The sequence below is a fragment of the Pantoea sp. BS_8 genome, assembly GCF_041954965.1.
GTDB classification, from domain to species: Bacteria; Pseudomonadota; Gammaproteobacteria; order Enterobacterales; family Enterobacteriaceae; genus Pantoea; species Pantoea stewartii.
In genome coordinates, this window is sequence record NZ_JAVAXU010000002.1 from 485994 (window position 1) to 511896 (window position 25903).

28 protein-coding genes are annotated in these 25903 nt (G+C 53.7%); 12 read left to right on the forward strand and 16 right to left on the reverse strand.

What is annotated here, in order from left to right; genetic code table 11:
* The first annotated feature begins 30 nt into the window (after nucleotides 1-30).
* The 4 genes from dacA (at nucleotide 31) to lipA (ending at nucleotide 3574) form a co-directional block, all read left to right on the forward strand.
* Nucleotides 31-1242 (forward strand): D-alanyl-D-alanine carboxypeptidase DacA, encoded by a 1212-nt coding sequence (gene dacA, locus RAC65_RS07725; RefSeq protein WP_006118405.1) that lies wholly within the window; start codon nucleotides 31-33, stop codon nucleotides 1240-1242.
* Nucleotides 1243-1345: 103 nt separating this feature from the next.
* Nucleotides 1346-1609, forward strand: a complete 264-nt coding sequence (gene ybeD, locus RAC65_RS07730; RefSeq protein ID WP_006118404.1) for a DUF493 family protein YbeD — start codon at nucleotides 1346-1348, stop codon at nucleotides 1607-1609.
* Nucleotides 1610-1782: 173 nt separating this feature from the next.
* Complete coding sequence (gene lipB / locus RAC65_RS07735; RefSeq protein ID WP_006118403.1) at nucleotides 1783-2439, forward strand: lipoyl(octanoyl) transferase LipB; 657 nt, start codon at nucleotides 1783-1785, stop codon at nucleotides 2437-2439.
* A gap of 169 nt (nucleotides 2440-2608) precedes the next feature.
* Nucleotides 2609-3574, forward strand: a complete 966-nt coding sequence (gene lipA, locus RAC65_RS07740; RefSeq protein ID WP_006118402.1) for a lipoyl synthase — start codon at nucleotides 2609-2611, stop codon at nucleotides 3572-3574.
* Between the two features lie 111 nt (nucleotides 3575-3685).
* Here the strand turns inward: lipA and tatE are convergent, their stop codons facing one another.
* The 5 genes from tatE to pagP all read right to left on the reverse strand — a co-directional run bounded on the left by tatE (nucleotide 3686) and on the right by pagP (nucleotide 6508).
* Complete coding sequence (gene tatE, locus RAC65_RS07745; protein ID WP_006118401.1) at nucleotides 3686-3889, reverse strand: twin-arginine translocase subunit TatE; 204 nt, start codon at nucleotides 3887-3889, stop codon at nucleotides 3686-3688.
* A 145-nt stretch (nucleotides 3890-4034) separates the two neighbouring features.
* Nucleotides 4035-4832, reverse strand: coding sequence for a deaminated glutathione amidase (locus RAC65_RS07750; RefSeq protein ID WP_375096550.1), 798 nt, complete (start codon nucleotides 4830-4832; stop codon nucleotides 4035-4037).
* A gap of 39 nt (nucleotides 4833-4871) precedes the next feature.
* Complete coding sequence (locus RAC65_RS07755) at nucleotides 4872-5303, reverse strand: GNAT family N-acetyltransferase (protein WP_033737452.1); 432 nt, start codon at nucleotides 5301-5303, stop codon at nucleotides 4872-4874.
* Between the two features lie 311 nt (nucleotides 5304-5614).
* A complete protein-coding gene (gene cspE, locus RAC65_RS07760; protein WP_006118399.1) occupies nucleotides 5615-5824 on the reverse strand; it encodes a transcription antiterminator/RNA stability regulator CspE in 210 nt (69 codons plus the stop codon).
* A gap of 150 nt (nucleotides 5825-5974) precedes the next feature.
* Entirely contained in the window at nucleotides 5975-6508 is a 534-nt protein-coding gene (gene pagP / locus RAC65_RS07765; protein ID WP_110267826.1) for a lipid IV(A) palmitoyltransferase PagP, read from the reverse strand.
* A gap of 863 nt (nucleotides 6509-7371) precedes the next feature.
* On the opposite strand from pagP, the gene RAC65_RS07770 reads away from it, so the two are divergent.
* Nucleotides 7372-7617 (forward strand): hypothetical protein, encoded by a 246-nt coding sequence (locus RAC65_RS07770; RefSeq protein ID WP_006118397.1) that lies wholly within the window; start codon nucleotides 7372-7374, stop codon nucleotides 7615-7617.
* Between the two features lie 52 nt (nucleotides 7618-7669).
* Here RAC65_RS07770 and gntT read toward each other — a convergent pair whose 3' ends face one another.
* Nucleotides 7670-8986, reverse strand: a complete 1317-nt coding sequence (gene gntT, locus RAC65_RS07775) for a gluconate transporter (RefSeq protein ID WP_039342906.1) — start codon at nucleotides 8984-8986, stop codon at nucleotides 7670-7672.
* A gap of 290 nt (nucleotides 8987-9276) precedes the next feature.
* Here gntT and RAC65_RS07780 point away from each other — a divergent pair, with 290 nt between their 5' ends.
* A complete protein-coding gene (locus RAC65_RS07780) occupies nucleotides 9277-10425 on the forward strand; it encodes an iron-containing alcohol dehydrogenase (RefSeq protein ID WP_205954311.1) in 1149 nt (382 codons plus the stop codon).
* A 37-nt stretch (nucleotides 10426-10462) separates the two neighbouring features.
* On the opposite strand, the gene RAC65_RS07785 is transcribed toward RAC65_RS07780, so the two are convergent.
* From RAC65_RS07785 to RAC65_RS07800, 4 genes are all read right to left on the reverse strand, one after another.
* Nucleotides 10463-11308 (reverse strand): Cof-type HAD-IIB family hydrolase, encoded by an 846-nt coding sequence (locus RAC65_RS07785; RefSeq protein WP_375096551.1) that lies wholly within the window; start codon nucleotides 11306-11308, stop codon nucleotides 10463-10465.
* A 107-nt stretch (nucleotides 11309-11415) separates the two neighbouring features.
* Nucleotides 11416-11847 (reverse strand): RcnB family protein, encoded by a 432-nt coding sequence (locus tag RAC65_RS07790; RefSeq protein WP_033737446.1) that lies wholly within the window; start codon nucleotides 11845-11847, stop codon nucleotides 11416-11418.
* A 380-nt stretch (nucleotides 11848-12227) separates the two neighbouring features.
* Complete coding sequence (locus tag RAC65_RS07795) at nucleotides 12228-13322, reverse strand: ABC transporter substrate-binding protein (protein WP_039342958.1); 1095 nt, start codon at nucleotides 13320-13322, stop codon at nucleotides 12228-12230.
* 159 nt (nucleotides 13323-13481) lie between these two features.
* A complete protein-coding gene (locus tag RAC65_RS07800) occupies nucleotides 13482-14765 on the reverse strand; it encodes an HAAAP family serine/threonine permease (RefSeq protein ID WP_375096552.1) in 1284 nt (427 codons plus the stop codon).
* A gap of 394 nt (nucleotides 14766-15159) precedes the next feature.
* Here RAC65_RS07800 and RAC65_RS07805 point away from each other — a divergent pair, with 394 nt between their 5' ends.
* On the forward strand, nucleotides 15160-16353 hold the full coding sequence (locus tag RAC65_RS07805; protein ID WP_054634334.1) for a zinc-dependent alcohol dehydrogenase: 1194 nt from the start codon (nucleotides 15160-15162) through the stop codon (nucleotides 16351-16353).
* 33 nt (nucleotides 16354-16386) lie between these two features.
* On the opposite strand, the gene RAC65_RS07810 is transcribed toward RAC65_RS07805, so the two are convergent.
* Nucleotides 16387-17649 (reverse strand): phosphatase PAP2 family protein, encoded by a 1263-nt coding sequence (locus RAC65_RS07810; protein WP_058701113.1) that lies wholly within the window; start codon nucleotides 17647-17649, stop codon nucleotides 16387-16389.
* A 376-nt stretch (nucleotides 17650-18025) separates the two neighbouring features.
* Between RAC65_RS07810 and RAC65_RS07815 the strand changes: the two genes are divergently transcribed.
* The gene (locus RAC65_RS07815; RefSeq protein WP_058701114.1) at nucleotides 18026-19219 is read left to right on the forward strand and encodes an AI-2E family transporter; all 1194 of its coding nucleotides are present in this window, start codon (nucleotides 18026-18028) and stop codon (nucleotides 19217-19219) included.
* A gap of 48 nt (nucleotides 19220-19267) precedes the next feature.
* Here the strand turns inward: RAC65_RS07815 and RAC65_RS07820 are convergent, their stop codons facing one another.
* The 3 genes from RAC65_RS07820 to RAC65_RS07830 all read right to left on the reverse strand — a co-directional run bounded on the left by RAC65_RS07820 (nucleotide 19268) and on the right by RAC65_RS07830 (nucleotide 20438).
* On the reverse strand, nucleotides 19268-19585 hold the full coding sequence (locus RAC65_RS07820; protein WP_033737439.1) for a hypothetical protein: 318 nt from the start codon (nucleotides 19583-19585) through the stop codon (nucleotides 19268-19270).
* A 140-nt stretch (nucleotides 19586-19725) separates the two neighbouring features.
* Entirely contained in the window at nucleotides 19726-20145 is a 420-nt protein-coding gene (locus RAC65_RS07825) for a DUF4186 domain-containing protein (protein ID WP_039342914.1), read from the reverse strand.
* Between the two features lie 20 nt (nucleotides 20146-20165).
* Nucleotides 20166-20438 (reverse strand): cupin domain-containing protein, encoded by a 273-nt coding sequence (locus RAC65_RS07830; protein ID WP_033737438.1) that lies wholly within the window; start codon nucleotides 20436-20438, stop codon nucleotides 20166-20168.
* A gap of 160 nt (nucleotides 20439-20598) precedes the next feature.
* Here RAC65_RS07830 and RAC65_RS07835 point away from each other — a divergent pair, with 160 nt between their 5' ends.
* Nucleotides 20599-21501 carry a lipid kinase gene (locus RAC65_RS07835; RefSeq protein WP_058701115.1) on the forward strand — a complete coding sequence of 301 codons (903 nt, stop codon included), beginning with the start codon at nucleotides 20599-20601 and terminating at the stop codon, nucleotides 21499-21501.
* Here the strand turns inward: RAC65_RS07835 and RAC65_RS07840 are convergent.
* Complete coding sequence (locus tag RAC65_RS07840; RefSeq protein ID WP_058701116.1) at nucleotides 21498-22223, reverse strand: YoaK family protein; 726 nt, start codon at nucleotides 22221-22223, stop codon at nucleotides 21498-21500. The two genes, RAC65_RS07835 and RAC65_RS07840, sit on opposite strands and share 4 nt — an antisense overlap.
* Before the next feature lie 495 nt (nucleotides 22224-22718).
* Here RAC65_RS07840 and RAC65_RS07845 point away from each other — a divergent pair, with 495 nt between their 5' ends.
* Nucleotides 22719-23228: a hypothetical protein gene (locus tag RAC65_RS07845; protein ID WP_058701117.1), complete on the forward strand. Its 510-nt coding sequence runs from the start codon at nucleotides 22719-22721 to the stop codon at nucleotides 23226-23228.
* A 17-nt stretch (nucleotides 23229-23245) separates the two neighbouring features.
* Here the strand turns inward: RAC65_RS07845 and RAC65_RS07850 are convergent, their stop codons facing one another.
* Nucleotides 23246-24541 (reverse strand): glycoside hydrolase family 28 protein, encoded by a 1296-nt coding sequence (locus RAC65_RS07850; RefSeq protein WP_241492890.1) that lies wholly within the window; start codon nucleotides 24539-24541, stop codon nucleotides 23246-23248.
* Between the two features lie 291 nt (nucleotides 24542-24832).
* Between RAC65_RS07850 and RAC65_RS07855 the strand changes: the two genes are divergently transcribed.
* Nucleotides 24833-25327 carry a hypothetical protein gene (locus RAC65_RS07855; RefSeq protein ID WP_054688007.1) on the forward strand — a complete coding sequence of 165 codons (495 nt, stop codon included), beginning with the start codon at nucleotides 24833-24835 and terminating at the stop codon, nucleotides 25325-25327.
* 9 nt (nucleotides 25328-25336) lie between these two features.
* Entirely contained in the window at nucleotides 25337-25783 is a 447-nt protein-coding gene (locus RAC65_RS07860) for a DUF421 domain-containing protein (RefSeq protein WP_033737433.1), read from the forward strand.
* Nucleotides 25784-25903 lie beyond the last annotated feature (120 nt).

The window sequence follows — 25903 nt, forward strand, 5'->3', positions numbered from 1 at the left end:
CCTAAACCCATGGATGTTGTCGTCCCACACATGAACACGCTGAAACCTTCTCGTTTGTTAAAACGCCTGACAGTGGGATCACTGATCGCTTTCTCTCTCAGCCATGCCGCCATTGCTGATGATGTCAATCTTAAGACCATGATTCCGGGCGTTCCGGATATTGATGCGGAAGCCTACGTTCTTATCGACTACAACTCAGGCAAAGTGCTGGCTGAAAAGAACGCCGATGCACGCCGCGATCCTGCCAGTCTGACAAAGATGATGACCAGCTACGTGATCGGTCAGGCAGTGAAAGCCGGGAAAATTCATCAGGACGACATGGTGACTGTTGGTCAGGATGCCTGGGCAACGGGCAATCCGGTCTTTAAAGGATCATCACTGATGTTCCTGAAACCCGGCGATCGCGTACCGGTTTCTCAGTTAACGCGCGGTATCGTCCTGCAGTCTGGTAATGATGCCTGCGTCGCGATGGCGGACTATGTTGCCGGCAGCCAGGATGCTTTCGTAGGGCTGATGAACAACTACGTGAAAGCGCTGGGTCTGCAGAACACGCACTTCCAGACCGTCCATGGCCTGGACGCCGAAGGCCAATACAGCTCCGCCCGTGATATGGCGTTGATTGGTCAGGCGCTTATCCGTGATGTGCCGGAAGAGTATGCGGTTTACAAAGAAAAAGAGTTTACCTTCAACAACATTCGCCAGATGAACCGTAATGGTCTGCTGTGGGATACCAGTCTGTCGGTCGACGGGATCAAAACCGGCCACACCGCAGCGGCGGGCTATAACCTGGTCGCCTCTGCGACAGAAGGTCAGATGCGCCTGATTTCCGCCGTAATGGGTGGACATACCTTTAAGGGCCGTGAAACCGAAAGCAAAAAGCTGCTGACCTGGGGCTTCCGCTTCTTTGAAACGGTTGCACCGTTGAAAGCCGGCAAAGAGTTTGCCTCTGAGCCCGTGTGGTTTGGTAACAGCGATCGCGTACAGCTGGGCGTGGAAAAAGATGCGTATCTGACCATTCCTCGTGGCCGTATGAAAGACCTGAAAGCCAGCTATGTGCTGAGCAATACTGAACTGCATGCACCGTTGAAGAAAAATCAGGTTGTGGGCAGCATCAACTTCCAGTTAGATGGCAAAACCATCGATCAACGCCCTCTGGTGGTGCTGAACGAAGTCTCTGAAGGCGGCTTCTTTAGCCGTATCGTTGACTACATCAAACTGATGTTCCATCACTGGTTTGGTTAAAGGTGCATGGCGGCGGTTGAAAAACCGCCACTTCGCCCCCATTACAGGTTAATATGATGCTCCCGCTTCGGCGGGAGCCTGTTTTTTAAGTACCGGAGTGATTATGAAAACCAAACTGAATGAACTGCTCGAATTCCCGACCCCGTTTACCTATAAAGTGATGGGGCTGGCACAACCGGAGCTGGTTGATTTGGTGCTTGAAGTGGTGCAGCGCCATGCTCCCGGCGATTACAGCCCTGAGGTGAAACCGAGCAGCAAGGGTAACTATCACTCGGTCAACGTCACCATTAATGCGACACATATCGAACAGGTTGAAACCCTGTATGAAGAACTGGGCAAAATTGAAATCGTGCGCATGGTGTTGTAACACTGTCAGTCATACTGCCAACGGGCCATGTCGGTGCTACCGGCTGGCCCGTTTTTGTTTGCAGACCGCGCCGGTGCGGCGGAAAATGTCTCAGCCTTCCTTTTACGCTCATCATTTCACTTCCGCGCGGCCGGCGTTATACTCAGCCTCTGCCCTCTTAACGGATATTCGTTTTGTCAGCTGAAACGCTCCTTATTCGCCAGCCTGGTTTATGTGACTGGCAGTTAACCTCAGACGCGATGCATCGCTACACCGACCAGCGCGACGCCGAAAGCCGTGATGAAGTCTGGCTGGTTGAACACCCGCCGGTCTTTACCCAGGGCCAGGCAGGCAAAGCCGAGCACCTGTTGATGCCCGGCTCGATTCCGGTGGTACAGAGCGATCGCGGCGGCCAGGTGACCTATCACGGTCCGGGCCAGCAGATCATGTATGTGCTGATCGATGTTAAACGTCGCAAAACCGGCGTGCGTCAGCTTGTCACCGCGTTAGAAGAAACGGTGATCGCCGTACTGGACAGCTTTGGTGTGGCGGCTCGGGCGCGCGCCGATGCACCCGGCGTTTATGTCGGAGAAGAAAAAATCTGCTCGCTGGGCCTGCGCATTCGCAAAGGGTGCTCGTTTCATGGGCTGGCTCTCAATGTCGATATGGATCTCAGCCCGTTTTTGCGTATCAACCCCTGCGGTTACGCGGGCATGCACATGACGCAGTTAAAACATTTTTGCCCGGAGGTCACGCTGGCGGATGTCCGCCCACGGCTTGCCGAGACCTTCGCCCGCCAGTTAGGTTATCAGCAGGTGGAATGGCATGAGGCGGAACCGGCCTTACCTTGACGGTGCGTGCGTATTTACAAATATGTAACTTATCACGCACGTCTGTGGCTGCTTCCTGGCCGCTGAGATGATATAATTTTTGCACTTTTTTCAAATAAAGTTGAAAGCCGCCTTCTCGGGTTGAGTGAGACAGCTTTCAAATCGCAATCCGACCGGAACCTGCTGATTTATGAGTAAACCAATTCAGATGGAACGCGGCGTCAAATACCGTGACGCAGACAAAATGGCGCTGATCCCGGTGAAAACCGTGGCCGTTGACCGGCAAGAAATCTTACGCAAGCCGGAGTGGATGAAAATCAAACTGCCTGCGGACTCCAGTCGTATTCAGGGCATTAAAGCGGCGATGCGTAAAAACGGTCTGCACTCTGTTTGTGAAGAAGCCTCCTGCCCTAACCTTGCCGAATGCTTTAACCACGGTACCGCCACCTTTATGATTCTGGGTGCAATTTGTACCCGACGTTGCCCGTTCTGCGATGTGGCACACGGTCGCCCCAACGCGCCCGACGCGAATGAACCCGGTAAGCTGGCACAGACCATTGCCGACATGGCATTGCGCTATGTGGTAATCACCTCCGTGGACCGCGACGATCTGCGCGACGGCGGTGCTCAGCACTTTGCGGACTGTATTACCGCCATCCGCGAAAAAAGCCCTAATATCAAGATCGAAACGCTGGTACCCGACTTCCGTGGTCGCATGGATCGTGCGCTCGAGATTCTGACCGCCACCCCACCGGATGTGTTTAACCACAACCTTGAGAACGTGCCGCGTGTATACCGTCAGGTGCGTCCGGGTGCCAACTATGAATGGTCGCTGAAGCTGCTGGAGCGTTTTAAAGAGGCGCATCCTGATGTACCGACGAAATCCGGTTTAATGGTTGGTCTGGGTGAAACCAATGCTGAAATCATTGAGGTTATGCGCGATCTGCGTCGTCACGGTGTGACAATGCTTACTCTGGGACAGTACTTGCAGCCCAGCCGTCACCATTTACCTGTTCAGCGTTATGTCAGCCCGGCGGAGTTCGATGAAATGAAAGAAGAAGCGCTGGCGATGGGCTTTACCCACGCGGCCTGTGGACCCTTTGTGCGTTCTTCTTATCATGCGGATATGCAGGCAAAAGGGCTGGAAGTGAAATAAGCATTTGCCGTTGTGTCAGGTGCAGAAAAAACAAAAACCAGATTGTCCGCAATCTGGTTTTTTTCTGCAGTCAGAAATAAAAAGTAACACTTCTGTCATTCTGACGCGGTCTTACTCTTTATGAGAAACGCGTTCTGCAGGGGTTTCTTCCGCTGAGGTACGTGCTGCACTGGAATCTTCGTCTTTCATAGCCTTTTTAAAGCCTTTGATTGCGGAGCCCAGATCGCCACCCAGCGAGCGTAACTTGTTGGTGCCAAAAAGCAGTACGATAAGCGCACCGATAATCAGCAGCTTGGCAATACTGATACCTTCCATATTTAACCTTATAATCTGACGAATAACGGTAATGACTATTTAGGCGCAGTTTAGGGGCAACCTCAAGCGGAATCTGTAACAGAGTAAGAAAACGCCCGACGCATTTTATGCGCTACGCCTTGCCCGTTCTCCTGCGCCTTGGGGATCAACGCGCCTGATCCAGCTCTGGCCGGGCAAAGCGACGGTTCTCCAGTACCGGCAGCAGAGCCCGCGCCGCCGCAATGCGCTGTGGGTCCAGATCGGCAACGATCAAAGCAGGCGACTCCGCGGCGCGACTTATGGGTACGCCCAGCGGATCGATCACCATACTGTTGCCAATATTACGTGCGCCGCACTCGCCCACCGCCAATACATAACAGGTATTTTCCAGCGCTCGCGTTCGGGTGAGTAAATCCCAGTGCATCTCTTTTAGCGGTCCTCTGACCCACGCTGATGGCACGACCAGCACGTCAGCACCATCCAGCACCAGACGTCGTGCCATTTCCGGAAACCGCACGTCATAGCAGGTCATCAGCCCAACGTTCATGCCCGCCACGGGCACCAACGGCGGCACGTCCTGACCGGCCTCAACCCGCGCCGATTCCTGCATTGAAAAGGCGTCGTACAGATGCAGCTTGCGGTATTCCGCCAGAATCTTGCCGTCGCGAATGGCCACCAGAACGTTAAAGACTTTATGGCTGTCGCCCGGCACATGCATCCCGAACACAGTCGTCAGCGCCTGCCCCTGGCTGGTGGTCAGTAACTGGGTCAGAAACGGGCCGTTCAGCGGTTGGGCCGCTTCCCGTATCCAGTCAGGGTGGGTCATATCTGTGGCCAGCACGGCCTCCGGTAGCACCAGCAGATCGGCGCTGGCTTCCCGGGCTTGTGCCATCATGTTTATACAGGCTTGCGCATTCTCCTGCCATTCCCGTTTAACGACAAACTGACCCAGCGCGACTTTCATTCGTCATCCTCCCTGCCGACAGCAGCCCTGCTGTGGCGCTTATAATGGCTGTAAGGCTTTCACATGGTAGCGCGGTGATTCAACATACCCTTCGCGGCCATAAAACTGGTTGGCTTTAAGGCGTGACGCATGACAATGTACTTCCATGCGATCACAGCCATGTTGCGCCGCCAGCGCTTCAGCCTGCTTAAGCAGCGTCTGTCCCACCCCTTTGCTGCGCTCACCATCGGCAATACAAAAATAGCTGATGCGGGCAAAATCACCGGCCAGGGCCAGTTGTGGGATGAAGTGCATAGAGAGAAAACCCAGCACCTGATTACCGTGTTCGGCCACCAGCAGCGTTTCACTGGGATCGGTTATCAACTGGGCAAGGCGCTGTTCAATAAACGACTCTGTGCCGCCATAACCTAATTCACTTAACAGCGCGCTCAACACGAAACTGTCCCTGGCCTGGGCGGGGCGAATATTCATCCTGTCACCTCTTCCTCTGCGATGTAGAAAGGTAGTTATAACCCGATCAGCCCGAAAATGCTGCCTCGGGAGGTTGTTATAATTATGTTACAGGAGCTATCTGTGACTGGTAGCGCAATTTATGCGCTGAAATACCGTCCTGACGGCGGATAAGCGGCTGGCTGGATTAAGAAAGGCAGCAGGAAAGCAGCCGTTCGTGAGGTTAAAGTGAGCAACACCGCAAGCAGGATTCTCGCCGCAGCAAAAATCAGATTAACGCAGGCATAAAAAAACCCGCCAGAAGGCGGGTTTTTAGAATTCTGACTGTTAACTTACAGACTGATAACGTTAGCAGCAGATGGGCCTTTTGCGCCGTCAGTGATTTCAAACTCTACACGCTGACCTTCAGCCAGAGTTTTGAAGCCATTGCTCTGGATCGCAGAGAAGTGTACGAATACATCTTTGCTGCCATCTTCAGGAGTAATGAAACCGAATCCTTTAGATTCATTAAACCACTTAACGTTACCTTTAATCTTAGACATCTATATTACCTTTACATGAAAAATGGACACTAAACTGTGTCGTCATCTAGTACAGCAATTGCTGAAGGTTTTGTCCAGCCTGATTTGATGAAAAAGTGATAAATATCCATTTTATTTACCCTTCGGTGACTTATTCACTGGCGCGGACAGTTAAAACTGCCAGCGCACCCAGGCAAAATACACGTTCCCGTTGTTATAAGTCCCTGGAATGTAAGTCATTTGAAAGTTCACCGGGCCGTAACCTACTGATGCCAGAGGTAATATAGCCGGGATGGGATAATATCCCCAGTTATCCCTTGCCGTTACCCCAACCGTATAGCCCAGTCCATAATGAAATGCCTGATTAGTGAGCGGGCGCCAGGTCGCTTCCCAGCCATAGCCTGTAAAGGGTTCCCAATGATTAAAGGAGTCTTTGAACGCCATCGCATAAAGGCCATGCCAGTTCCCTTTCTCGTCGTAACGGGAAACGCCACCGCCCGCTCCCCAGGGACGTTCGTTGTAGCGATCAATATGCTCTCTGTCATAGGTCCAACGGTTGTGCCAGGTGATGGCAGGCACATAAAGATCGATGCTCTGCGGTTGTTCCCAGGTTTGCTGAACATTATCGCTAAAGGTGTTCCAGCCGGATTTGATTTGCTGGGTAAATGTGGCGGCCTGGAGGGAAAAAGAGACAAACAGGGCCAAAAAGGGGCCTGAAAAAAGAGATTTATTCACGTCAATGCTACCTGTATCGTTTCGATTAAATTCAGTATTCCACACTGAAACTCAGTAACGGAAAAACGCCTCAATCCCGGATACGTGTCCCTCTCCGGGTATTTTCAGCATGTAATTATCATTCATGTTACGGAAAAGTGGGGAAATTTTAACGTAAAAAATCTGAACACATCCCAAACGGCAAGGGCAAATAGCCGCTTACCTGCCCTTCAGCTAGCGAAACAGCAACTTACAGGCAACCGGGCTTACTGAGAAGCCCGCTAAAATATGGTGTGTCCCTGTCCTACTCCTCTATGAAACCGGGCGCTGATCCTGCTTGTGCGGGCGTACGAGGGCCTTGATGAGAAGAACAGCGATTGCGGCCACAACGTACCTGGGGATGGCACAGCCGGTCGGGATGACGCAGAGATGCAGGCTGAAATACGAAGGGGAGAGAAACAACACACAGGAAAATTTTAGGCATCGGGCACCCGTCTGGATGCCCGTAAAAACACGATCAGAAGATGAGCTTAAACACGCCTGTCAGCGTCAGCAGTCCGACGATAAAAATGATGGCGATGATCCACAAAATTATTTTCATTTCATATCCCTTACCTAATAAAACAATCCCCTGACAGTATAGGCGAGATTTTGCCGTTTGCTTTTTGCCAGCCGTGATCGCATACCGGAAGGCAATAATCGGTTTTAGCGGTTTCTTTCTGTGAGAAGTATCGCATCGCGTGGCTTTAGTGCGGCCTGCCGTTTCGTTTTGCAGATTATTCCTGGCTAAAATTTATGCCGACAGGAAAGCCCGAGAATGTTGACAGTCCAAATGCAGAGCAGGGAGAGACCTTATGAGCAGTATTAATACCAGTATGGGCCGCTACAGCCTTAAGGCAAAGTACAGCGGCGACAAAATCAAAGGTTTTTTCGCCATCAATGATGAAGGCGGCACGCAACTGACCCGACAAGAGTTTGCGGAGCATTACCTTGATGATGTGGTCAACAATGTGATTTATCCGGTTACAGGCGGTAACCGTGAGATTGCCCGCGCACTGCGAGAAGAAATGGTGAAAGCGGGTTTTGAAGATGCAGATTAACCTTTTGGGCCGCCCGTTCTGTGCGGCCCTTTTGTTTTCTACGCTCTGATTTCTATACCACGTAAGAGAGCAACAAACAGCCCACCAGCCCACACACCGAAATAATGGTTTCCAGCGCAGACCAGGAGCGAAGCGTCTCGCCTATCGTCAGGTTAAAATACTCTTTAAATAACCAGAACCCCGGATCGTTAACGTGTGAAAAAATCACACTGCCCGAGCCCACCGCAATGACCATCAGTTCAGGGCTGGCACCGCTGGTCGCAATCAGTGGTGCCACAATGCCGCCTGCCGTAATGGCCGCAACGGTAGCGGATCCGAGTGCAATACGTAACACAGCAGCGATTGACCATGCCATGAAGAGAGGCGACAGATTAGTTGCATGCATCATACCGGCGATGTATTTATCCACGCCGCTGTCCACCAGGACCTGTTTAAAGGCACCGCCGCCGCCAATGATGAGCAGCATCATGGCGATAATCTTGATGGAGTCGCTCAGGGTATCCATGACCTGTTCCATACTGCGACCACGATTCAGACCGAAGGTGAAGATAGCAATCAGCACAGCAATCAGTGTCGCCATGATGGGATCGCCAAAGAACTCAGCATAAGGGAGCAAGGCATGCCCTTTAGGCAGAACCATTTCGGCCACCGCGCGCAGCGCCATCAGTATTACAGGCACAAGCGATGTCCAGACGCTGACCCCAAAGCCCGGCATTTCCGCTTCCGTGAATGTTTTGGGGTTGTACAGGCCTTCCGGAATCGGTTTATCAATGCCTTTCAGGAAACGGGCATAAACCGGCCCCGCAAGAATCACCGTTGGAATGCCCAGTAAGGTGCCAAACAGCAGCGTTTTCCCCATATCTGCGTTGAACAGCGTCGCAATGGCGGTCGGGCCCGGATGGGGAGGCAGAAAACCGTGGGTTACGGACAGTGCCGCGGCCATCGGCACGCCCACAAACAGCAGCGGGACACGTGCTGATGCGGCGACGCTAAACACCAGCGGCAGCATTAAGACAAAACCGACTTCATAAAACAGCGCAAACCCCACGATGAAACCGGTCAGCACAAGCGCCCACTGAATATGCCGCGTGCCAAACTTCGCAATCAACGTAGTGGCAATACGCTGCGCACCGCCGCAGTCGGCCAGCAGTTTACCGAGCATCGCGCCAAAGCCCATAATCAGCGCCAGACCGCCCAGCGTGCCGCCCACGCCATTTTTAATTGAAATAATCACTTTGTTGACCGGCATGCCCTGCATCACGCCCACCGCCAGCGCAACCAGAATCAACGCGATAAAACCATTAAGTTTAAAGCGAATCATCAGCAGTAACAGTAATGCCACGCCAATCGCCACATAGAGTAATGGCATAATTTTTCTCCACCTGATGCCCTGAATGATGTCAGTGCCGCTTGGTTATCGTGATCCCGGAGGACGCTTAAAATCAGGGAAATGTCGTGACATTTATGTTTTGACACACCCTGTTACCGATAACATGTTAAGGGTAACATCCCGACTCGCGCATCACCCCGCCAGGGATGAATTTACGTTTTGCGAAGGTGATCAACTTTTTAACCGACCGCTATCAGAAAGTTTCTTGAGGCCTGACGTTGGGTTTTCGTTACACTCAAAGCTTAGCGAAGAGACAAAAGGATGCGCGGGTGAGTGACAATCTGAGTGAGCTGTACAGCAATCAACATACTCTTTTTGGCCGGGGAAGCCTCAGCAAGCTGATTCCTCTGCTGGCTGCCCAACCCCAGGCCACTCTGCTCTTTTGCGGCCGGTCATTTTTGCAGGGGGAAGCTTATGCACGTATCAAAACCACCCTGAACGATCATATTGTGGGTTATGAAATTGTCAGCCATGAGGCTTCCCCGGCGGATATTGATGGCTGGGTCACCCGCTGGCGAGGGCATGTTGATCGGGTCGTCGCGATAGGCGGCGGAAGCGTACTGGATGCGGCTAAAGCCTTTAGCGCCATGATTCAGCATCCACTCTCCACGGCCCGTTATCTGGAAAAAGTCGGCGATACGGCGGTCAACCCGGTTACCCTTCCCCTCATCGCCGTTCCGACCACGGCGGGCACCGGCAGCGAAGTTACCCAAAACGCGGTGGTGACCGACCAGCAGGATATCCAGATCAAAGCGTCGCTGCGTCATCCGGTATTTGTGCCGCAGGTCGCCATCCTGGATCCCGACTTACTCAAAGGCGCCCCCGATACTGTGCTGGCGACCTGCGGGATCGATGCCTTCACACATCTGTTTGAAGCCTACCTGTCTGGCAAGGGCAACCACTTTACCCGTCAGATGGCCTTGAGCGGGCTGCGTCAGTTTATCCAGGCCTGGCCGGCCTTGAACCAGTTGGATGAAACAGGCGATCGGGCGCGTGAGGCGATGATGATGGCTTCCTGGCTGGGCGGTGTCAGCCTGAGCACTGCCGGTCTGGGCGTGATTCACGGTATTGCGGGCGAGTTGGGGGCGATAAAGCCTTTCCATCATGGCGAAGTCTGCGGCAGGCTGTTATTCACGTTTCTGGACCATCTGGCCGTGAGCCAGCATCCTGAACAACGTCAGTTGATGGCCGACATGCATCAGCAGCTGTTTGGCACGCACACGGACTCTCCGGCACGTGACCTGAAAGCCTGGCTGCAACGTACCGCGATTACCGCATTCTGGCTGGATGGCCCGACGCTGAGCGAAGCGGACGTGGCCTGGATTCTGGCCCGCGCGAACAGTAAAAACAGTCTGATCAGCTACAGTAAAGATGAGATGCACGACATGCTTGTTCGTGCCTGGGCCGTCACCGCGTAGCCCACGGGCGGGCGTTTTGCCCGCCCGCATCAGGCCACTACCTCTGCTGCGCTGCCGCTGTATTGAACGGCGCTTCCCCTGCCAGCATCTGTTCAATCACCTGCAGGACACCTTCCTCATTGTTTCCGGGAGCCAAAAAACGCGCCGTTTGCTTTACCCGTTGCGGCGCATTGCGCATGGCGAAGCTGTACCCGGACTGCTGGAGCATTTCCAGATCGTTACCGCCATCACCAAAGGCCAGCACCTGATCGTGGGAAATGTCCCAGCGCTGTGCCAGCAGGTTCAGGCCATTGGCTTTATGCTGACCGGGCACGATTAAATCTACCGAGCCGTGACCGCTGGATGTGGCTGCTGCCGATCCTGTGTGCAGGCGACCAATATCCGCCATTAAAGGCTCGACGTAATCGTCTGACAGATTCAGCGCAAATTTCAGTATCCGATCGTCAGCCACCTCATCAAGCGTACGTATTGGCTTAAGCCGGTGACAGTAGTGACGCATCTTCACCAGCCACGTTTCATCCATTCCCTCAAAATAATAGGCGCTGTTTCGTCCACAAAGCAGATAACGCAGGTCGGGATAGTGTCCGTTTTTCAACGTATCGAGCACGGCATCGATGTCGCTGCGTGAGAACGCGCCACAGAACAGCTCTTCATCCCTGTCGATAATCAGTGCGCCATTTTCAGCGACGAACGCGATCTCGCTGGCGATCTCAGGAAAAAACGACCGCAGTTGGTGGTATTGATTGCCACTGGCGACCACAAACCTGATGTTTCGCTGGCTGAGCTGGTGGTAACAGGCAAGAAAACGGGCGCGGTTGTACTGCTTTTTGTCATCCAGAAAGGTGCCATCCATATCAACGGCAACCATTTTTACCGTGGTCATCAGAACTCCTTAGCAGGGAAACGTTCAGGATTCACTGTCAGAATAGCCTGATAATGCAGCGCATGTGGCATAAAAAAGGGATGGCATCTGCCATCCCTGTATGGTGATCAATGAAACGCGTTGTTGAGGATGAGTGAGGTGATAATGCCGGTGGCCGCTGCAATCAGCACATAGTTACCATCGATATCCGCCCAGTGCTGCCCTTCCGGTGGCTCTCTCAACCCGCGCTCACGCCAGTCATCGATCCGGTATCTGTCGCCGCAATATTCCCGTGGAACGGGTCGGCCGCGCCGGAATTCATGCCCTTCCCACGCAAACCGATCGTGGTCGTAGTCACGACGCGCATCAGGCGGTGGCGGTCCACCCGGTCCCGGCGGTCCTTCGCGTCGCAGGCCCGGCGGGCCGAAACCATCAGGACCGCGTCCCGGATGATGCCATGGGCCACCAGGACCACCGGGGCCATCCGCCAGTCCCGGCAGGCTGTACAGGGTGCTGTATGCTAAAAGGACACTCACTAAAACTGATTTTATTTTTTTCATGGTACTGCCTCCAGTGTAACGGCGACGACGCGCCGTTATGACTACTATCGGCATGAGGCGTCACAATAAGTATCGCCAAAACTCTTAAAAGTCAGCAGATGAAAGCGCCGTGTCTCAGGACGCGCTGAACGACGCCGCAGGTGGAAGAACAACAGGGTGACAGCAGAGACTCACGCGTAATCAGGCGAGCAGGGTCAGCCCGACCATGATGTTAAACGGCACGAAAGCGCGTCAGCCAGAGGCGCGCGGTCATCGGCAACGTAACGGAATCCTTTCCGATAAGCGGATCAGCCTCAACCGCAGCGCGTTATGCAGGCTGACTCAACACATAATTCAGCCTGCACGCGGCGGTCAACAGGTTCGCGCCTCAGGGAAAGGTATCAGGGATAACTCAGCATGACGGGCGCATCCGGTAATTTAGTAAACTGGCGGATAATGTTGTGGTAATCCGCGGTAGGATCCAGGTCACTAAACTGCTTTGGATAAAGATCTTTTGCCAGAATTTCCATACCAATAATGTTGTAGGGATGGTTATAAAAGTGGTGATAAATCCCGTAGGTCTTTCCCTGTTTCACCGGCTCAATCTGCGCCAGCCCTGTGCGTTTTAGTAATGTGGTAAAAGTGGTGGCGACATCCTGTTTATTCGCCCCGTAGCCCAGCGGCAACACGTTGCTGTTGGACCGTTTCGAGCCAGTCATGATGTAAACGTCCGGCTTCATGGCGATGATCTTCTCCAGCGACACAAAACCGGCATTACCGGGCAGCAGTGACGAGCCAATATTTTTGCCGCCGACCGCCTCAACCAGCCCGCCCCAGCCGCTGTGAGCGTGGGTAAAACAGCAGCTGTCGCTGTTACCGGCGATAGGTTCAATAAAGACGGTAGGCTTGTTTTTGACCTGATCGATTTTCGTTTGCAGCGCATGCCAGCGCTGTTGATAAAAATCTGTATAGGCTTTCGCCTCCGCTTCACGGTTCAGCACGCTGCCCAGCAACGTTATCCCTGGCACCGTGTTTTGCTTAGGATGCAGTTCGTCATCGACAAACACGACCGGGATATTCAGGCTTTTCAACGTGGTCAGTACCCCAGATTGCATCAGCGCCGGTTTGGCACGCAGTTGCGCAATCATCAGATCCGGCTTCTGCGCCAGCACGCTTTCAAGGTTCACCTGTCCCTGATCGTTGAATCCCATATCCACAATACTGGCAGCCTGCGGCCAGGTTTTCTCCAGCAGCGCCCACGTTTGCGTGTCCTGCTTTTTGGGCAGATTGTTCCAGGCCACGACGCGTTTGAACGGATTATCACGATCCAGCAACGCCAGCGCCATAATGTCGCGCCCGTCCTGCAAAATGATGTGCCGGGGCTCTTTCTGCAGCGTGATACGCTGGCCATCCATGTCGGTGACGGTGACAGGATACGTCGTTGCCGAACAGACGGTTGAGGCCAACAATGTTGCTGCAAAAATACCGAATTTCATGTTTAGTAACCCTGTTAAGGAATAAGAATTATTCTCGTTAACTTTAACATGCAAATTCGTAAAAAATTTAAAACTTTTTTTAACGAATACGTCTGAAGCCGTGAACGGAGGATCGCTGTCCGGCAGAAACACAGGGCGGCGTTGCCAGCCGCCCGTCAGTCACGCCTGCAAAAGCGAATAGAAAATAGCGGAAATGGCAATCAGCCCACTGGCCACCACAAAGACATTACTGAGCTTGCCGCTGTATTGGCGCATGGCAGGAACACGATGAATAGCGTACATCGGCATTAAAAACAGAATGACCGCAATCACCGGGCCGCCCAGGGTTTCAATCATGCTCAGAATATTAGGATCGAGCGTCGCCACCAACCAGGTCGTCAGCAGCATAAAGCCTGCCGTCAGGCGATTCAGCCGCTGAGGCGCAATCGTCTTGCCCCGGCTACGCAGCGCTTTGTTAACGATGCCGTTAAACCCTTCGCGTGCCCCTAAGTAGTGCCCGAGAAAGGATTTAGCGATTGCGACCATGACGATTACCGGCCCCGTCCAGGCGATCAGCGGCGCATTAAAATGGTTCGCCAGATAGGACAATATCGTAATGTTCTGAGCTTTCGCTGACCGCAGGTCATCAGGGGACAGGCTCAGCACACAGCTGAACACAAAGAACATGACGGTCAGCACCATTAACAGGTGCGCGCAGGCCAGAATCCGTGAGCATTTTTGCTCAGCCTGCGCGCCGTATTCCTGACGTTTGGCCACCGCAAATGATGAGATAATCGGCGAGTGATTAAAAGAAAAGACCATCACCGGCAGGGCCAGCCACAACGTGCTCCACAGGTTGCCGCCGCCGCTGTGCAACGTTTGTAGTGCGGCGCCGTGCCAGTGAGGAATCAGGCAGACGGCCATCAACATCAGCACCGCGACGAAGGGATAAACCAGCACGCTCATCGCCTTGACAATCATGGTCTGGCCGAAGCGCACCACCGTCATCATGCCCACAATTAACAGCAGCGCCAGTAAGGCGCGCGGGGGCGCAGTCAACCCAAGTTGATTGACCATCAGGCTTTCGACCGTATTCGTCATCGCCACGCTGTACATCAGCAAAATGGGGTAGATAGCAAAGAAATAGAGCAGCGTGATCAACCTGCCTGCGCCAGCCCCAAAATGCTCCTCCACCACATCCGTGATGTCGCCCGCCGGATGACTGCCTGACAGCACGAAACGCGTTAAGGCGCGATGGGCAAAAAATGTCAGCGGAAAAGCCAGCAGCGCCATAATTATCAGCGGCAACAGACCGCCCATCCCCGCATTGATGGGCAGAAACAGGACGCCTGCGCCGATTGCGGTGCCGTAAAGCCCCAGCATCCAGACGGTATCCGTTTTACGCCAGCCCGTTTCTTCTGTAATGCGGGCAGATTCCAGGGGGCGGGTGTGCGAGGTTTTCATTAGCTTTTCCAGAGTATGCATCAGCCGCAAAGGCGGCCAGTTGCGGGTAAAAGTGTGGCCGTTCTCAGAGGGAACAGGTAAACGCGGGCGACAGGAATGCCTCAGGCTGCCGCTGCGTAATCGATTGCGCGTGCGTTTTTTTACACTATCTGACGACCTGAGTTCAAGTAATGCGTCATATCGTGCAGATTCCGGGCGGGTTATGCGCATCATCCCCTACAGGAAAGGCTTTACAGGCCGTGGTTGTTTCATGGTTTCACCCCACCGCTCTGCTTACCCGTTTTTCCCTCACTACACTTCAAGCACCCTTACAAATTTTGGCGACGACTGTTGTCGGGCTGGTATCGCCGACCGCGCCGTTGCTGTCCTTCACCGGTTTACAGGAGTCAACTACATGAAAGCCTTAACCTGGCATGGTCCGCATAAAGTCAGCGTTGATAATGTTGCCGATCCCGGTCTGGAAGCGGCCGATGATATTATTCTTCGCGTTACCGCCACGGCTATTTGTGGCTCAGATCTGCACCTGTACCGGGGAAAAATCCCGGGTACGGATCATGGCGACATTTTTGGCCACGAGTTCATGGGCGAAGTGGTGGAAGCCGGTCGCGCAGTGACCGCCGTGGCAAAAGGTGATCGGGTGGTGATTCCGTTTGTGATTGCCTGCGGCGACTGCTTTTTTTGTCATCTGCATCAGTACGCCGCGTGCGAAAACACCAACAGCGGAAGAGGCGCGATCTTAAACCGCAAAAAAATTACGCCACCCGCGGCCCTGTTTGGCTACAGCAAACTGTACGGCGGTATCCCCGGCGGTCAGGCGGAATATGTCCGTGTTCCCAAAGCGAATACCGGTCCGTTTAAAGTGCCTGCAACGCTCCCGGACGAGAAAGTGCTGTTTCTGTCTGATATCCTGCCGACCGCCTGGCAGGCGGTCAAAAACGCTGAAATCAAGCCGGGTTCAAGCGTCGCGATCTTTGGTGCTGGCCCCGTCGGCTTACTCAGCGCCGCCTGCGCCCGCCTGGAGGGCGCAGAACAGATCTATATGATCGATCATAATGACTACCGGCTGGACTTTGCCCGGGAACGTTATGGTGTGATTCCGATTAATTTCGATAAAACTGACGATCCCGCCGCCTGGATCATTGAGCACAGTGCGGGCCATCGCGGCGTGGATGCGGTCATTGACGCCGTTGGTTTTGAAGCCAAGGGCAGCCTGACAGAAACGGTATTAACTAACCTGAAACTGGAAGGCAGCAGCGGGAAAGCGTTACGTCAGTGTATTGCGGCCGTTCGCCGGGGCGGGATTGTCAGCGTGCCCGGTGTGTACGCCGGCTTTATTCACGGCTTCCTGTTCGGCGATGCGTTTGACAAGGGCCTGACCTTCAAAATGGGCCAGACGCATGTTCATGCTTATCTGCCCGACCTGCTCAGCCTCATCGAAAAAGGGCATTTAACCCCGGAAGAGATTGTGACGCACCATATGCCGCTGGAGGATGCGGCACGGGGCTATGCCATCTTTGAAAAACGGGAAGAAGCGTGCCGAAAAGTAATTCTGGTGCCGGGCATGACGCCAACCCAGGCGACGCTGTAGCAAACACGGGCGGGGTTTCCCGCCCGTTACAGGTTAACGGTGCTTCGCCTGGGCGTAGGCCGCATCTAAATCCAGCCGCTGCCAGAATGCCTGATCCGCGCCCGGCCCACCCAGTGGGTAACCGGCGGGTAACGCGCTTTTCACCATCAGCGCACGGCGCTGCTTCGCCGACAGTTGAGGCAAGGCGGTTTCCAGCAACACCTCTGCGCCGTCGGGAACCGTTAACCTGGCCTTATTGCCTGCCACCTTCGGCAGGTTATAGCTCATGGTGAAACGGTAAAACGGCTTCATGCTGCCAGTGCCATAGGGATCATCCTGTCCCGCAGGTTTTGCGCACACCGCTAATGTGGTACCACACTCTTTTTCCAGCGCACTGCGCAGTTGCTGGCGAGCCTCTGCGAATAACGTCCGGTAAGCAGCATCATTCAGATAATGTGCAACGTTATATTGGGCCACCATGCGCGATCCCATCACGTCCAGCGGATAATGTACGCCCAGAACCAGCCGCGAATACCCGTAACGCGCGCCCCGTTGCAGCAACGCATCAAAACGTTCCGGGATCATCTCAGCCAGCAATAACGCATCGGTGTAGCCGGTATTGGTATGTCCGCTGGGAAAAGAACCCCCATCGGCCGTATAAGGCTGGTTATCTTTGATCACCGTGTCATCCGGCACCAGATGAATCGTATTGCCTTTGTGCAGGAAAGGACGTGGATAGTCGAAGTGTTTTTTTGCCGCGCTGGTGCTGACTTCACTGGCTTTTATCAGCGCGGCAGCTTTACTCAGCTCGCCTTTTTCATAGGCCGCAAGAAAAGCTTTACCTAAGCGCGGTCCCAGGGCATCGGCAAGGAAATACAGATAACTAATCCCTTCGGCGTCCGCCAGCGCCTGACGGCGTTCGCCCTGCGTGGCATTAAGATTAATTGATGTCACTGTGGCCCGGTTAGCGTTCATCACGTTATCCGGCAGCGTACTGAATCCCGATAACAGCGCAATGCCCGCCTGTTGCAGGGGTTGGGTCTGGAAATTGTAGCCACTGGCTTTCAGCCAGCGATAGTCGGCGAGTTTGTCACTTTGTTTCGCCTGTTTTAGCTGGTCACGGCTGAGCGTAGGTGCACCGTTCTGGATGGCCGTGCGCTCTGCCGCCAGCGCCTGCAGTTCAAGCGCATTGAATACCGGACTGGATGAGCCCTGAGACGTTTTGTTCGCCAGCGCACTGGCTTCAGACAACGGGATTGCCTGCGCCTGTTGCGTCACGAACAGCGCCGCCGCAATCAGGGTAATGTGTATTTTCATTATTATTCCTTTTTTCTCTGACCTTGCCGGTTGTCACGCTAGCATTGCTGTATGACAGTTTTATTTCGCAAGCCTGGGCCGCGCGTCAGCCGTCAGTGGCAGGCTTATCTCAGAAATCTGTCGCGCTGCGCCAGCAAAACCGCCCGAACCCGCTACGCTAAGGTAGGCATCGTTCGCGGCCGCGGCCGGGGGCGCGACATGGCCTGTCTCTCGTCGGTTGTCTGCGACTGAAGAATGCGCTGGCCAACGCAGCGTGAGGAGAAAATAAAAACAGAATTGATCGTTGATTCCCGATGCCACATTCATACACTTTCGGGTGGCCAATGCCCGCATCGGCATACGTGCTTATCAAGGGATGTTTACATGAGGTTATCCTATGCGCTTTAAAGGACTTACTATCGGGTTTTTCCTGCTGATACTGGCCATCGCGACGGTGGCTTTTTTCGAGGTATTAGCGCCTTACTTCTCGCCGATTCTCTGGGCTGCCGTGCTGGCCGTGATCTTCCATCCGCTGAAAACGTATTTGCGAGGCAAGCTGGGCGATCGTAACGGGCTTGCCGCCCTGCTGACGCTGTTGTGCATCTGTCTGATCGTCTTTACGCCTTTAGCGATTATTGCGTCATCGCTGGTGGTCGAAGTAAATACGGTTTACCACAAGCTGCAAACCAACTCGGCCCAGTTCCCGGTCGTTTTCGCCGATCTGCTGCAACATCTGCCAGGCTGGGCCAAACATTACCTTGCAGAAAACAACCTGGACAATGCTACGCAGATTCAGCAAAAGCTGTCGGCCTTTGCCCTCAAAGGCGGCCAGTACCTGGCCGGTAGCGCCTTTATCATCGGTAAGGGGACATTCAGCTTCACCGTCGGCTTCGGCATCATGCTCTATCTGCTGTTCTTCCTGTTGAAAGATGGATCGTACCTGGTCCATCTGATTCTGGAAGCGCTGCCGCTGTCTACCTATGTAAAACACCATCTGTTTAAGAAGTTTGCCGCCGTGTCGCGCGCGACGGTAAAAGGCACGGTCGTGGTCGGTGTGGTACAGGGGATTTTAGGTGGGCTCTCCTTCTGGATTACCGATATTGATGGCAGCCTGCTCTGGGGGGCCTTGATGGGTTTCCTGTCGCTTATTCCTGCCGTCGGCTCCGCTATTATCTGGGTGCCCGCTGCGATTTTCTTCTTCGCAACCGGGGCGTTGTGGAAGGGGCTGTTTCTTGTGGGCTTCTTTGTAGTCATCGTCGGGCTGGTGGATAACATCCTGCGCCCACTGCTGGTCGGCAAAGACACCAAAATGCCTGATTACCTGATCCTGATCGCCACCCTGGGCGGAATGGAAATCTACGGCATCAACGGTTTCGTCATCGGCCCGGTGATTGCTGCCCTGTTCATTGCCTGCTGGAATTTACTGTCCGGACGCGATAACCGCGAAAACATTGAGGAAATCGATGAAGAGTTTATCGAAGAGGGGAAAAAACAGTCTGATACGGCGCAGCAGGATGCCGCAGAAGCAGAGGCGGCAAAGGCCGAAGCCTTACAGGCTAAGACCGTTCCGGCCGACCCCGAACAGAAATAGGGAATAAAAAAACCCACCAGCGGTGGGTTTTTTCTACACAAAAGCGGCTTAGTTGGTCGCTTTGTTTTTCAGGTCTTCGGCACCCTGCTTGGTTTTATCCCAGCCTTTCTCGGTGCCTTCTTTGGTTTTGTGCCAGCCTTTCTGCGCACCTTCAGAGATTTTGCTTGAGGTGGCGTTGCTCTTACCTTCCGCTGCATGCTCAGACTTCAGCTTCAGCTCCTGGCCTTTGTGCTGCGTCTGATGCAGTTTTTCTTTAGCGGTATCTGCGCCTTTATGCGCTTCAGCGACAGTTTCATCCGTTGTGGTAGCAGCGAAAACTGGCGAGGCCAGTAAAACAGCAGACAGTGCAATAATTGCTTTCTTCATCGTAATTCCCTCTTGTGTGAAATTTGTCGTCTTGCGTAATTATCCTGGCACAGGAGACCAAAGAACGATTTAAGAATAGACCTGAAATGAAATATAGCGAACCTGACTGGTTAAAAGGACACCAGAGGTATAATCGTTGCCTATAACAAATCGAGTTGCTGAGGCGACGGGTCCGGTGCCGCAGGTTTGCGCACGCGACGTGGAGGCGGGGGTTGCTGCATAGCCTGGTGAATCCAGTCCATGATCACGGCTACCACATAAGCCTGCTGATTATCAGTCAGCGTCTGATGTTGCGCAATACCGTGCCACTTTGCCAGGCATCCGCGACAGCAGGTCGCCGTCGCATGCTGAGCAATAAAGACCGGATGACCGCGCATCGGCGTTTGCTTGCCGTCATTCACCGGATGGGCGGCGGACAGACGCTGGTGGATAAACCCGGCGGCGTGCTGTTGCACCCCGGCCTGCCCTTTCGCAAGACAGTAATCGTATTCTTTACGACCCAGACGAAAACGCTGGCGAAAAGGCGAGCGCGACAGGCGCGCAAACAGGTCCTCAAACATTGTTTTTTCTATCTCAACGATCACGACAACTTTCTTCCTGCCAGATAACGTACGCCCTGCGCGCCAAACGTCTCGCGGTGCGGTTGCCCGGCCTGCAAATGAAAAATGTCGCCTACCTGGTAGGTACGGACACCGTCTTCGGTAAACAGGGTGATATCCCCTTCAAGAATCAGCGCCATCGCCTCAAAAGGATGATCGTGCTGGTCCAGTTCACTGTGGGCTTCACGTTCGACAATGACCGGTTCTGCAAAGCCTTTCTCAGCCAGCAGCGTTCTGAATTGATGTTCTGTCATCGGCATCCTCGTCTGTCATTGGGTTTACTGGCAGTGTAGTCACTCGCGTGTTTTTTTGCCGTTACGTAAAGTAGCGCAAGCAAGGTTGTAACAGAGAATCCCGCATGTGTACTTTCTGCTAATCGTCTCGTTAACACGTCATCTCTTAAACGGATTAAGCATGCCGCACAGGGTAAAGACTGCGCTGTTATTGATCAATCAACGTTCACGCAAGGGCCGCATTGATGCCGCCCGCGCCACAGAACTGCTGCAGCAGGCGGGCATTGATCTAATCCTGCCCGCCCCGGGCGATCGACGTAGTTACCCCGATCTTATTTCTGCTTACGCCGGCCAAATCGATTGGGTGATTGTGGGCGGCGGCGACGGCACGCTCAATGCGGCAGCGCCGGGACTGATGCGCACCGGGCTGCCGCTGGGGATTCTTCCGCTGGGCACCGCCAATGATTTTGCGCGAACGCTGGGGATTCCCACTCAACTGGAACAGGCGGTCAGTGTCATTTGCCAGGGCCATACGCGCTCTGTGGATCTCGGTGAGGTCAATGGTCACCTGTTTCTCAACGTCTCCAGTATTGGTTTCTCGGCTGAGTTGGCTCGTAATCTTACGGCACAGGCGAAAAAGCGCTGGGGCGTGCTGGGTTATGCCTTTGCCGCGTTGCGCATTCTGCGGCAAAGTCGGCCTTTCCGCGCCACGCTGATTCATGGCGGCAAGGCAACCGCCATTAAAACCGTGCAGGTGTCGGTTGGCAATGGGCGCTTTTATGGTGGCGGAATGACCGTACAGCAAAGCGCCGCGCCTGACGATGGCTTGCTGGACGTCTACAGCCTCGAAATCAAACGCAGCTGGCAACTGCTGTTGCTGTTTCCTTCGCTGCGACGCGGCACTCATGGCCGCTGGCGCAATGTCCGCACGTTCAGCACGACCGCCCTGACACTGCAAACGCGTCGGCCACACTTTATTAATGCAGATGGTGAGATCATCGGGCAAACGCCAGCCCATTTCCGCCTGCTTAATGATGCGTTGAGGGTGCTGGCTCCCGCCCCCTCCAGCAGGGAAAAGCCTTAAGAGCTTACAGGTAGTGCGGGGCGCTTGCGCATAGCGCTCAGCGCCAGGATGACCAGTCCCAGCCCAATCAGCACCAGGAAGTAGTAATTGAGTAAATGCCAGAGCCCGATGCCGGCGATCCCGCCCGCCAGGAAAGAGAGGATCGTGTAAGTATGCAGCCGCAGGCGCTCAACATACAGCGGCGCGTCTTTTGGCGACGCCTTACGCCGAAGCACATCAAACAGCATCGCCAGTTCGATTCCAATGTCGGTGGAGGTGCCGGAGACATGTGTCGTTCTGACGCGCGCATTGGAGATGCGGGTCACCACCGCATTTTGCAGTCCCATCAAAAAACTCAGGCTCAGAATCAACAGCGCGCCGGACGACGCCAGCGTGTAATGGGCTTCGGTTATGCCCAGCGCCACCAGCGCCGCACCTTCCAGCAGAATATTCACAGCGTAGATTGTGCGAATCTGCCGTCGGCGTCCGGCATTAATAATCAGCGTCGATACCATCGCGCCAAAAATGAACATGAAGACAATCAGCAGGAAAAAGATGCCCTGATGCACATTGGCTTTGGCCAGATAATCCGACAGTGAGGATACGTTGCCTGTCATATTGGCCGAGAAGAAACCGACTATCTCAAAGGCAGCCGTGTTTAACGCGCCGGCGACAGCGGCAAGCGTGCAGGCAAGACGGCTGTCCGCGATATGCGTCCGTTCGGTTTCCGTGCTGATCAACATAATGTTCACTCAGATACGATGCGATTGGCTCTATCATTCGCTGAGTTCGTTAAGGAAACAAGCGCTAATTCAGCGACGTAGACCTCCGTCTGCCTGACTCTGTTTCACGAGACGGTAGAAGCTATTACTGTGTCATTCGGCGCGAAGCCGGATGGCCTTTTCGGCTGGCGTGGCCTGTCTCCCTCTGTTCTGCTACTTACCGCCATAGAGAGACTGTTTCGACAACAATGCCGCACCTTATCAGGCTGTGTTCGCGTCTGTTGTGTTGGCCTCTGCTGCCCCGCTTCACGCTGTTCATAGCAACAGCATCAGGGCACACCGTCAGGAGAGCATATGTTATCTCGTCAGATCCGAACGCCGCGATAAAACCCCTCGCTAAAACAGTAAGCGCCTCACTTTTCAGCCAGTTGCACCCTACTCTGTGGCAGATCAAGGTACCACGCTGCGCAACGCTTCATGCTTTGCGCTTTGTCCACCGACTCATTTATTAAGAGTATGAAACCGATTTCTAAAGCATTACTGACGTTAACAGCGACAGGATGGCTGGCTGGCAATGTGCTCGCTCAGCCGTTACGCGCACCGCTGCTGGGAAATTTGCAGGCCAGCGCGCACCAGCGCTGTAGACAGGACATCACACTGCAACTGCTGAAAACGACCGATAACATCATGCTTATGGGCCTGAAAAACCGGGAAAGTGGCGAAACCGATCTGTTCATGTCCAGCAGCCCGTTTACTGCAGACAATAGCTATTCCCGCTTCGTGCCCGTGAAGTTCGATCAGTTGTCGAAGCACTTTATCGAAACGCATAACGCTGTGCTGGAGGTGATCTGGGGCGCAGCAAAAGACGATAAGAACGTGCTGCGCTATACACTGGCGTTAGGCAGTTACACCTATTCCTGCGGTGCCATTGAGTCCTGGCCGAATGATACGGCAAACCAGTTGTACGGTGAGCCGGATAGCAGCGATGCTGGCACTGCGGCAGAGAAAAAAGCGCTCAGGGAATAGCGCAACCCTCGACCTGTTTAACGGCACGCAGTCTGAGGCGCCCGCGTAAATTGACCATGAATAATGGCAAAGCGTTGTACTACCGTGGCCTGCTCAGCGATAGAGACATTTTTTATCGTCATCTCAAGCGGAAACGTCTCGCTGTACCCGTCCAGCGTAATTTTTCCGTTGCCTGTCCTGACGTTGTCGAAGGTGATATCCCGGTAATCGGGGATCATCGTGCCGCTGGCGTGCGGATCATAATGCGTATCAATGACCACGGGATTGTCCACATCCTGCATACAAATGTTTTGGTAGCGAACCGCCCGCACCTGCCCACCGCGCGAGCGGTCGCTTTTGATGCGCAGGCCATTGGTCGTGCCGGTTAACGTCAGCCCGTTCACCAGCACATCGCTGACGCCTCGGTTTATTTCACTGCCAATCGACATACCATGACCAGAGCCAAACTGGTTATTCACGATGGAAATATGCGAGGCCGGTGCGTTTCCGGCTTTAATCGCCACATTGTCATCACCGGTACTGATCCGACTGTTGATTAACGTAACATCGCTGGACCCCATGGGATCCACACCGTCGGTGTTTCGTGCGGTCGCGGGCGTGTCGATGGTGATGCCCCATAGCGTAATGCCCTCACTGTCACTGACAGCCACGTGAAAGTTTGGCGCATTCTTCAGGGTGATCTGATACAGCGTGATATCCCGGGCGTGATCAACCTGGATCAGCCGCGGCGCATTTTGCTTTGCGTCATCACTTTTGGCGCTGGCCGCCAGTTGCCACCAGGTTTGCGTCTTACCGGTGACAGAGGCTCCACCCTGCCCGTCGATCATGCCCTGCCCGTATATTCCGCTACCGCGGACATGACTGAGAGTAATAAACGCCCTGCAACCGTTGCCCTGCGAATCCAGCGTGCCACAGCTTCCGCGCCCGTTATCATACAATCGTGGATCCGGAAGCGCGCGCAACACCGCTCCCTTATCAATGCCCAGACTGACACCCGAAGGCAAAGACAGTGGCCCGCTATAAAATACCTTCGCACGGGTTGAGGGTACTAACAGCACCATTTTGCCGGGCGGGCAGCTATCCAGCGCCTGTTGAATAGTCTGACTGACATTATATTGATCCATGGCCGGGATACGCTGGCAGACCGGCGGATAAACCGGTTGTGTTACCGTTCGTCGATCGCCCATTTGTGCCTGAGCAGTAAAACTGATCGCCAGGCCAACAATCATGGCTAACAGAACAAAGGGAGAGCGATACATCGTCACAATCGGGTCGGTCATAGTGAAAGGGGCGACAGAGGGACAGGCCTTCACAATACGCAAGTCCTTCCTGGCAGGTAAAGCAGAAAAATGAGCCCGTCGCCGGAAGTGGTCAAAATGTTAAATTGATGCGCAGGGGTCAGCGAAATAAAAGCGGGATGGCTTCGTTTTCCCCTTTGAAATGCCGCCGTCCACAGCCTGGATACAGAGGATTTTGACCTTTATTCGCCCAAGGGATGGGTTTGACAGCACCAGGGCCAGTGCTACGCTTCTTGTCATATAACCGACTGATTTTTGGCGGCCTTCGCGAGGCCGGGCGGCCATTAAACGCTGAGGTATTGATGCATGATGCTCAGAAAACCCCGTATTAAGGAAAATATAAAAAACCTTAATTTTGAATATCAGTTTAGTCGTGCAGGGTTTATTTTACTGACAAGTATTGTTGTGGCGGCAGTGCTGGGGTTATTTTCTAACGGCCTGTTTAGCGAGCAGCACCTGCAGAATAAAACGCACACCTTACGTCTCGATTACGATCGGTTTGGCCGCCTGACCAGCGAAAACGAAATCAAAGTCTCCATCAAAGAGCTCAACGCACCGGACTATATTCTCAGCTTTGGAAAAACGTTTCTGGACGAATTTCAGATTGGCAGCATTAAACCTCAGCCTGACCGGATGTACAGCGAAAAGGGTTATGTCTACCTGGTCTATAACCACGCCGACAAACAGCCGACCTTCTCAGTCTGGCTGGCCCTTACCCCAAGGAAGCCGGGCGCTTTTAGTAATACCCTGCAGGTCAACAATGAACCCGAAATCCATTTCAGCCAGTTTATTTATCCGTAGGTAACCTTTATGGAAATGGTCCTCAGAGCCGCTGCGATATACCTGATCCTCCTCCTTGTGTTCAAAATAGCCGGGCGAAGAGCCCTGCTTCAGATGACCAGTTTTGATCTGATCCTGCTCCTCATCATCAGTGAGGCAACTCAACAGGCGCTGCTGGGAAGCGATTTCTCCGTCACCGGCGCAATGATCACCATTATCACACTGATAGTAATGGATATGCTGTTTGGTTACATCAAGAGGAAACACAAAGGGTTTGAACAACTAATTGATGGCAGCCCGGCCATTCTGGTTGAAAACGGCCAGCCTTTTCCCGATAAGATGAAAAAAGTGAACGTCAGCGAGGATGATATTTTGCTGGTCGCGCGACAAAATCATGGGCTGTGCGAACTCGATGAAATTCGCTATGCCATTCTGGAAAGTAACGGGCAGATTTCGATTATTCCTGCTGAGAAATGAAACCCGTTTAATCCGCACCTGGCCATGGCGGCATTTCATCATGTGAGAAACGACACAACGACCGAAAAGTCAGATACGGGTCACGCATAGCCTGTAGAAAATGCGTCAGAAGAGGATTCA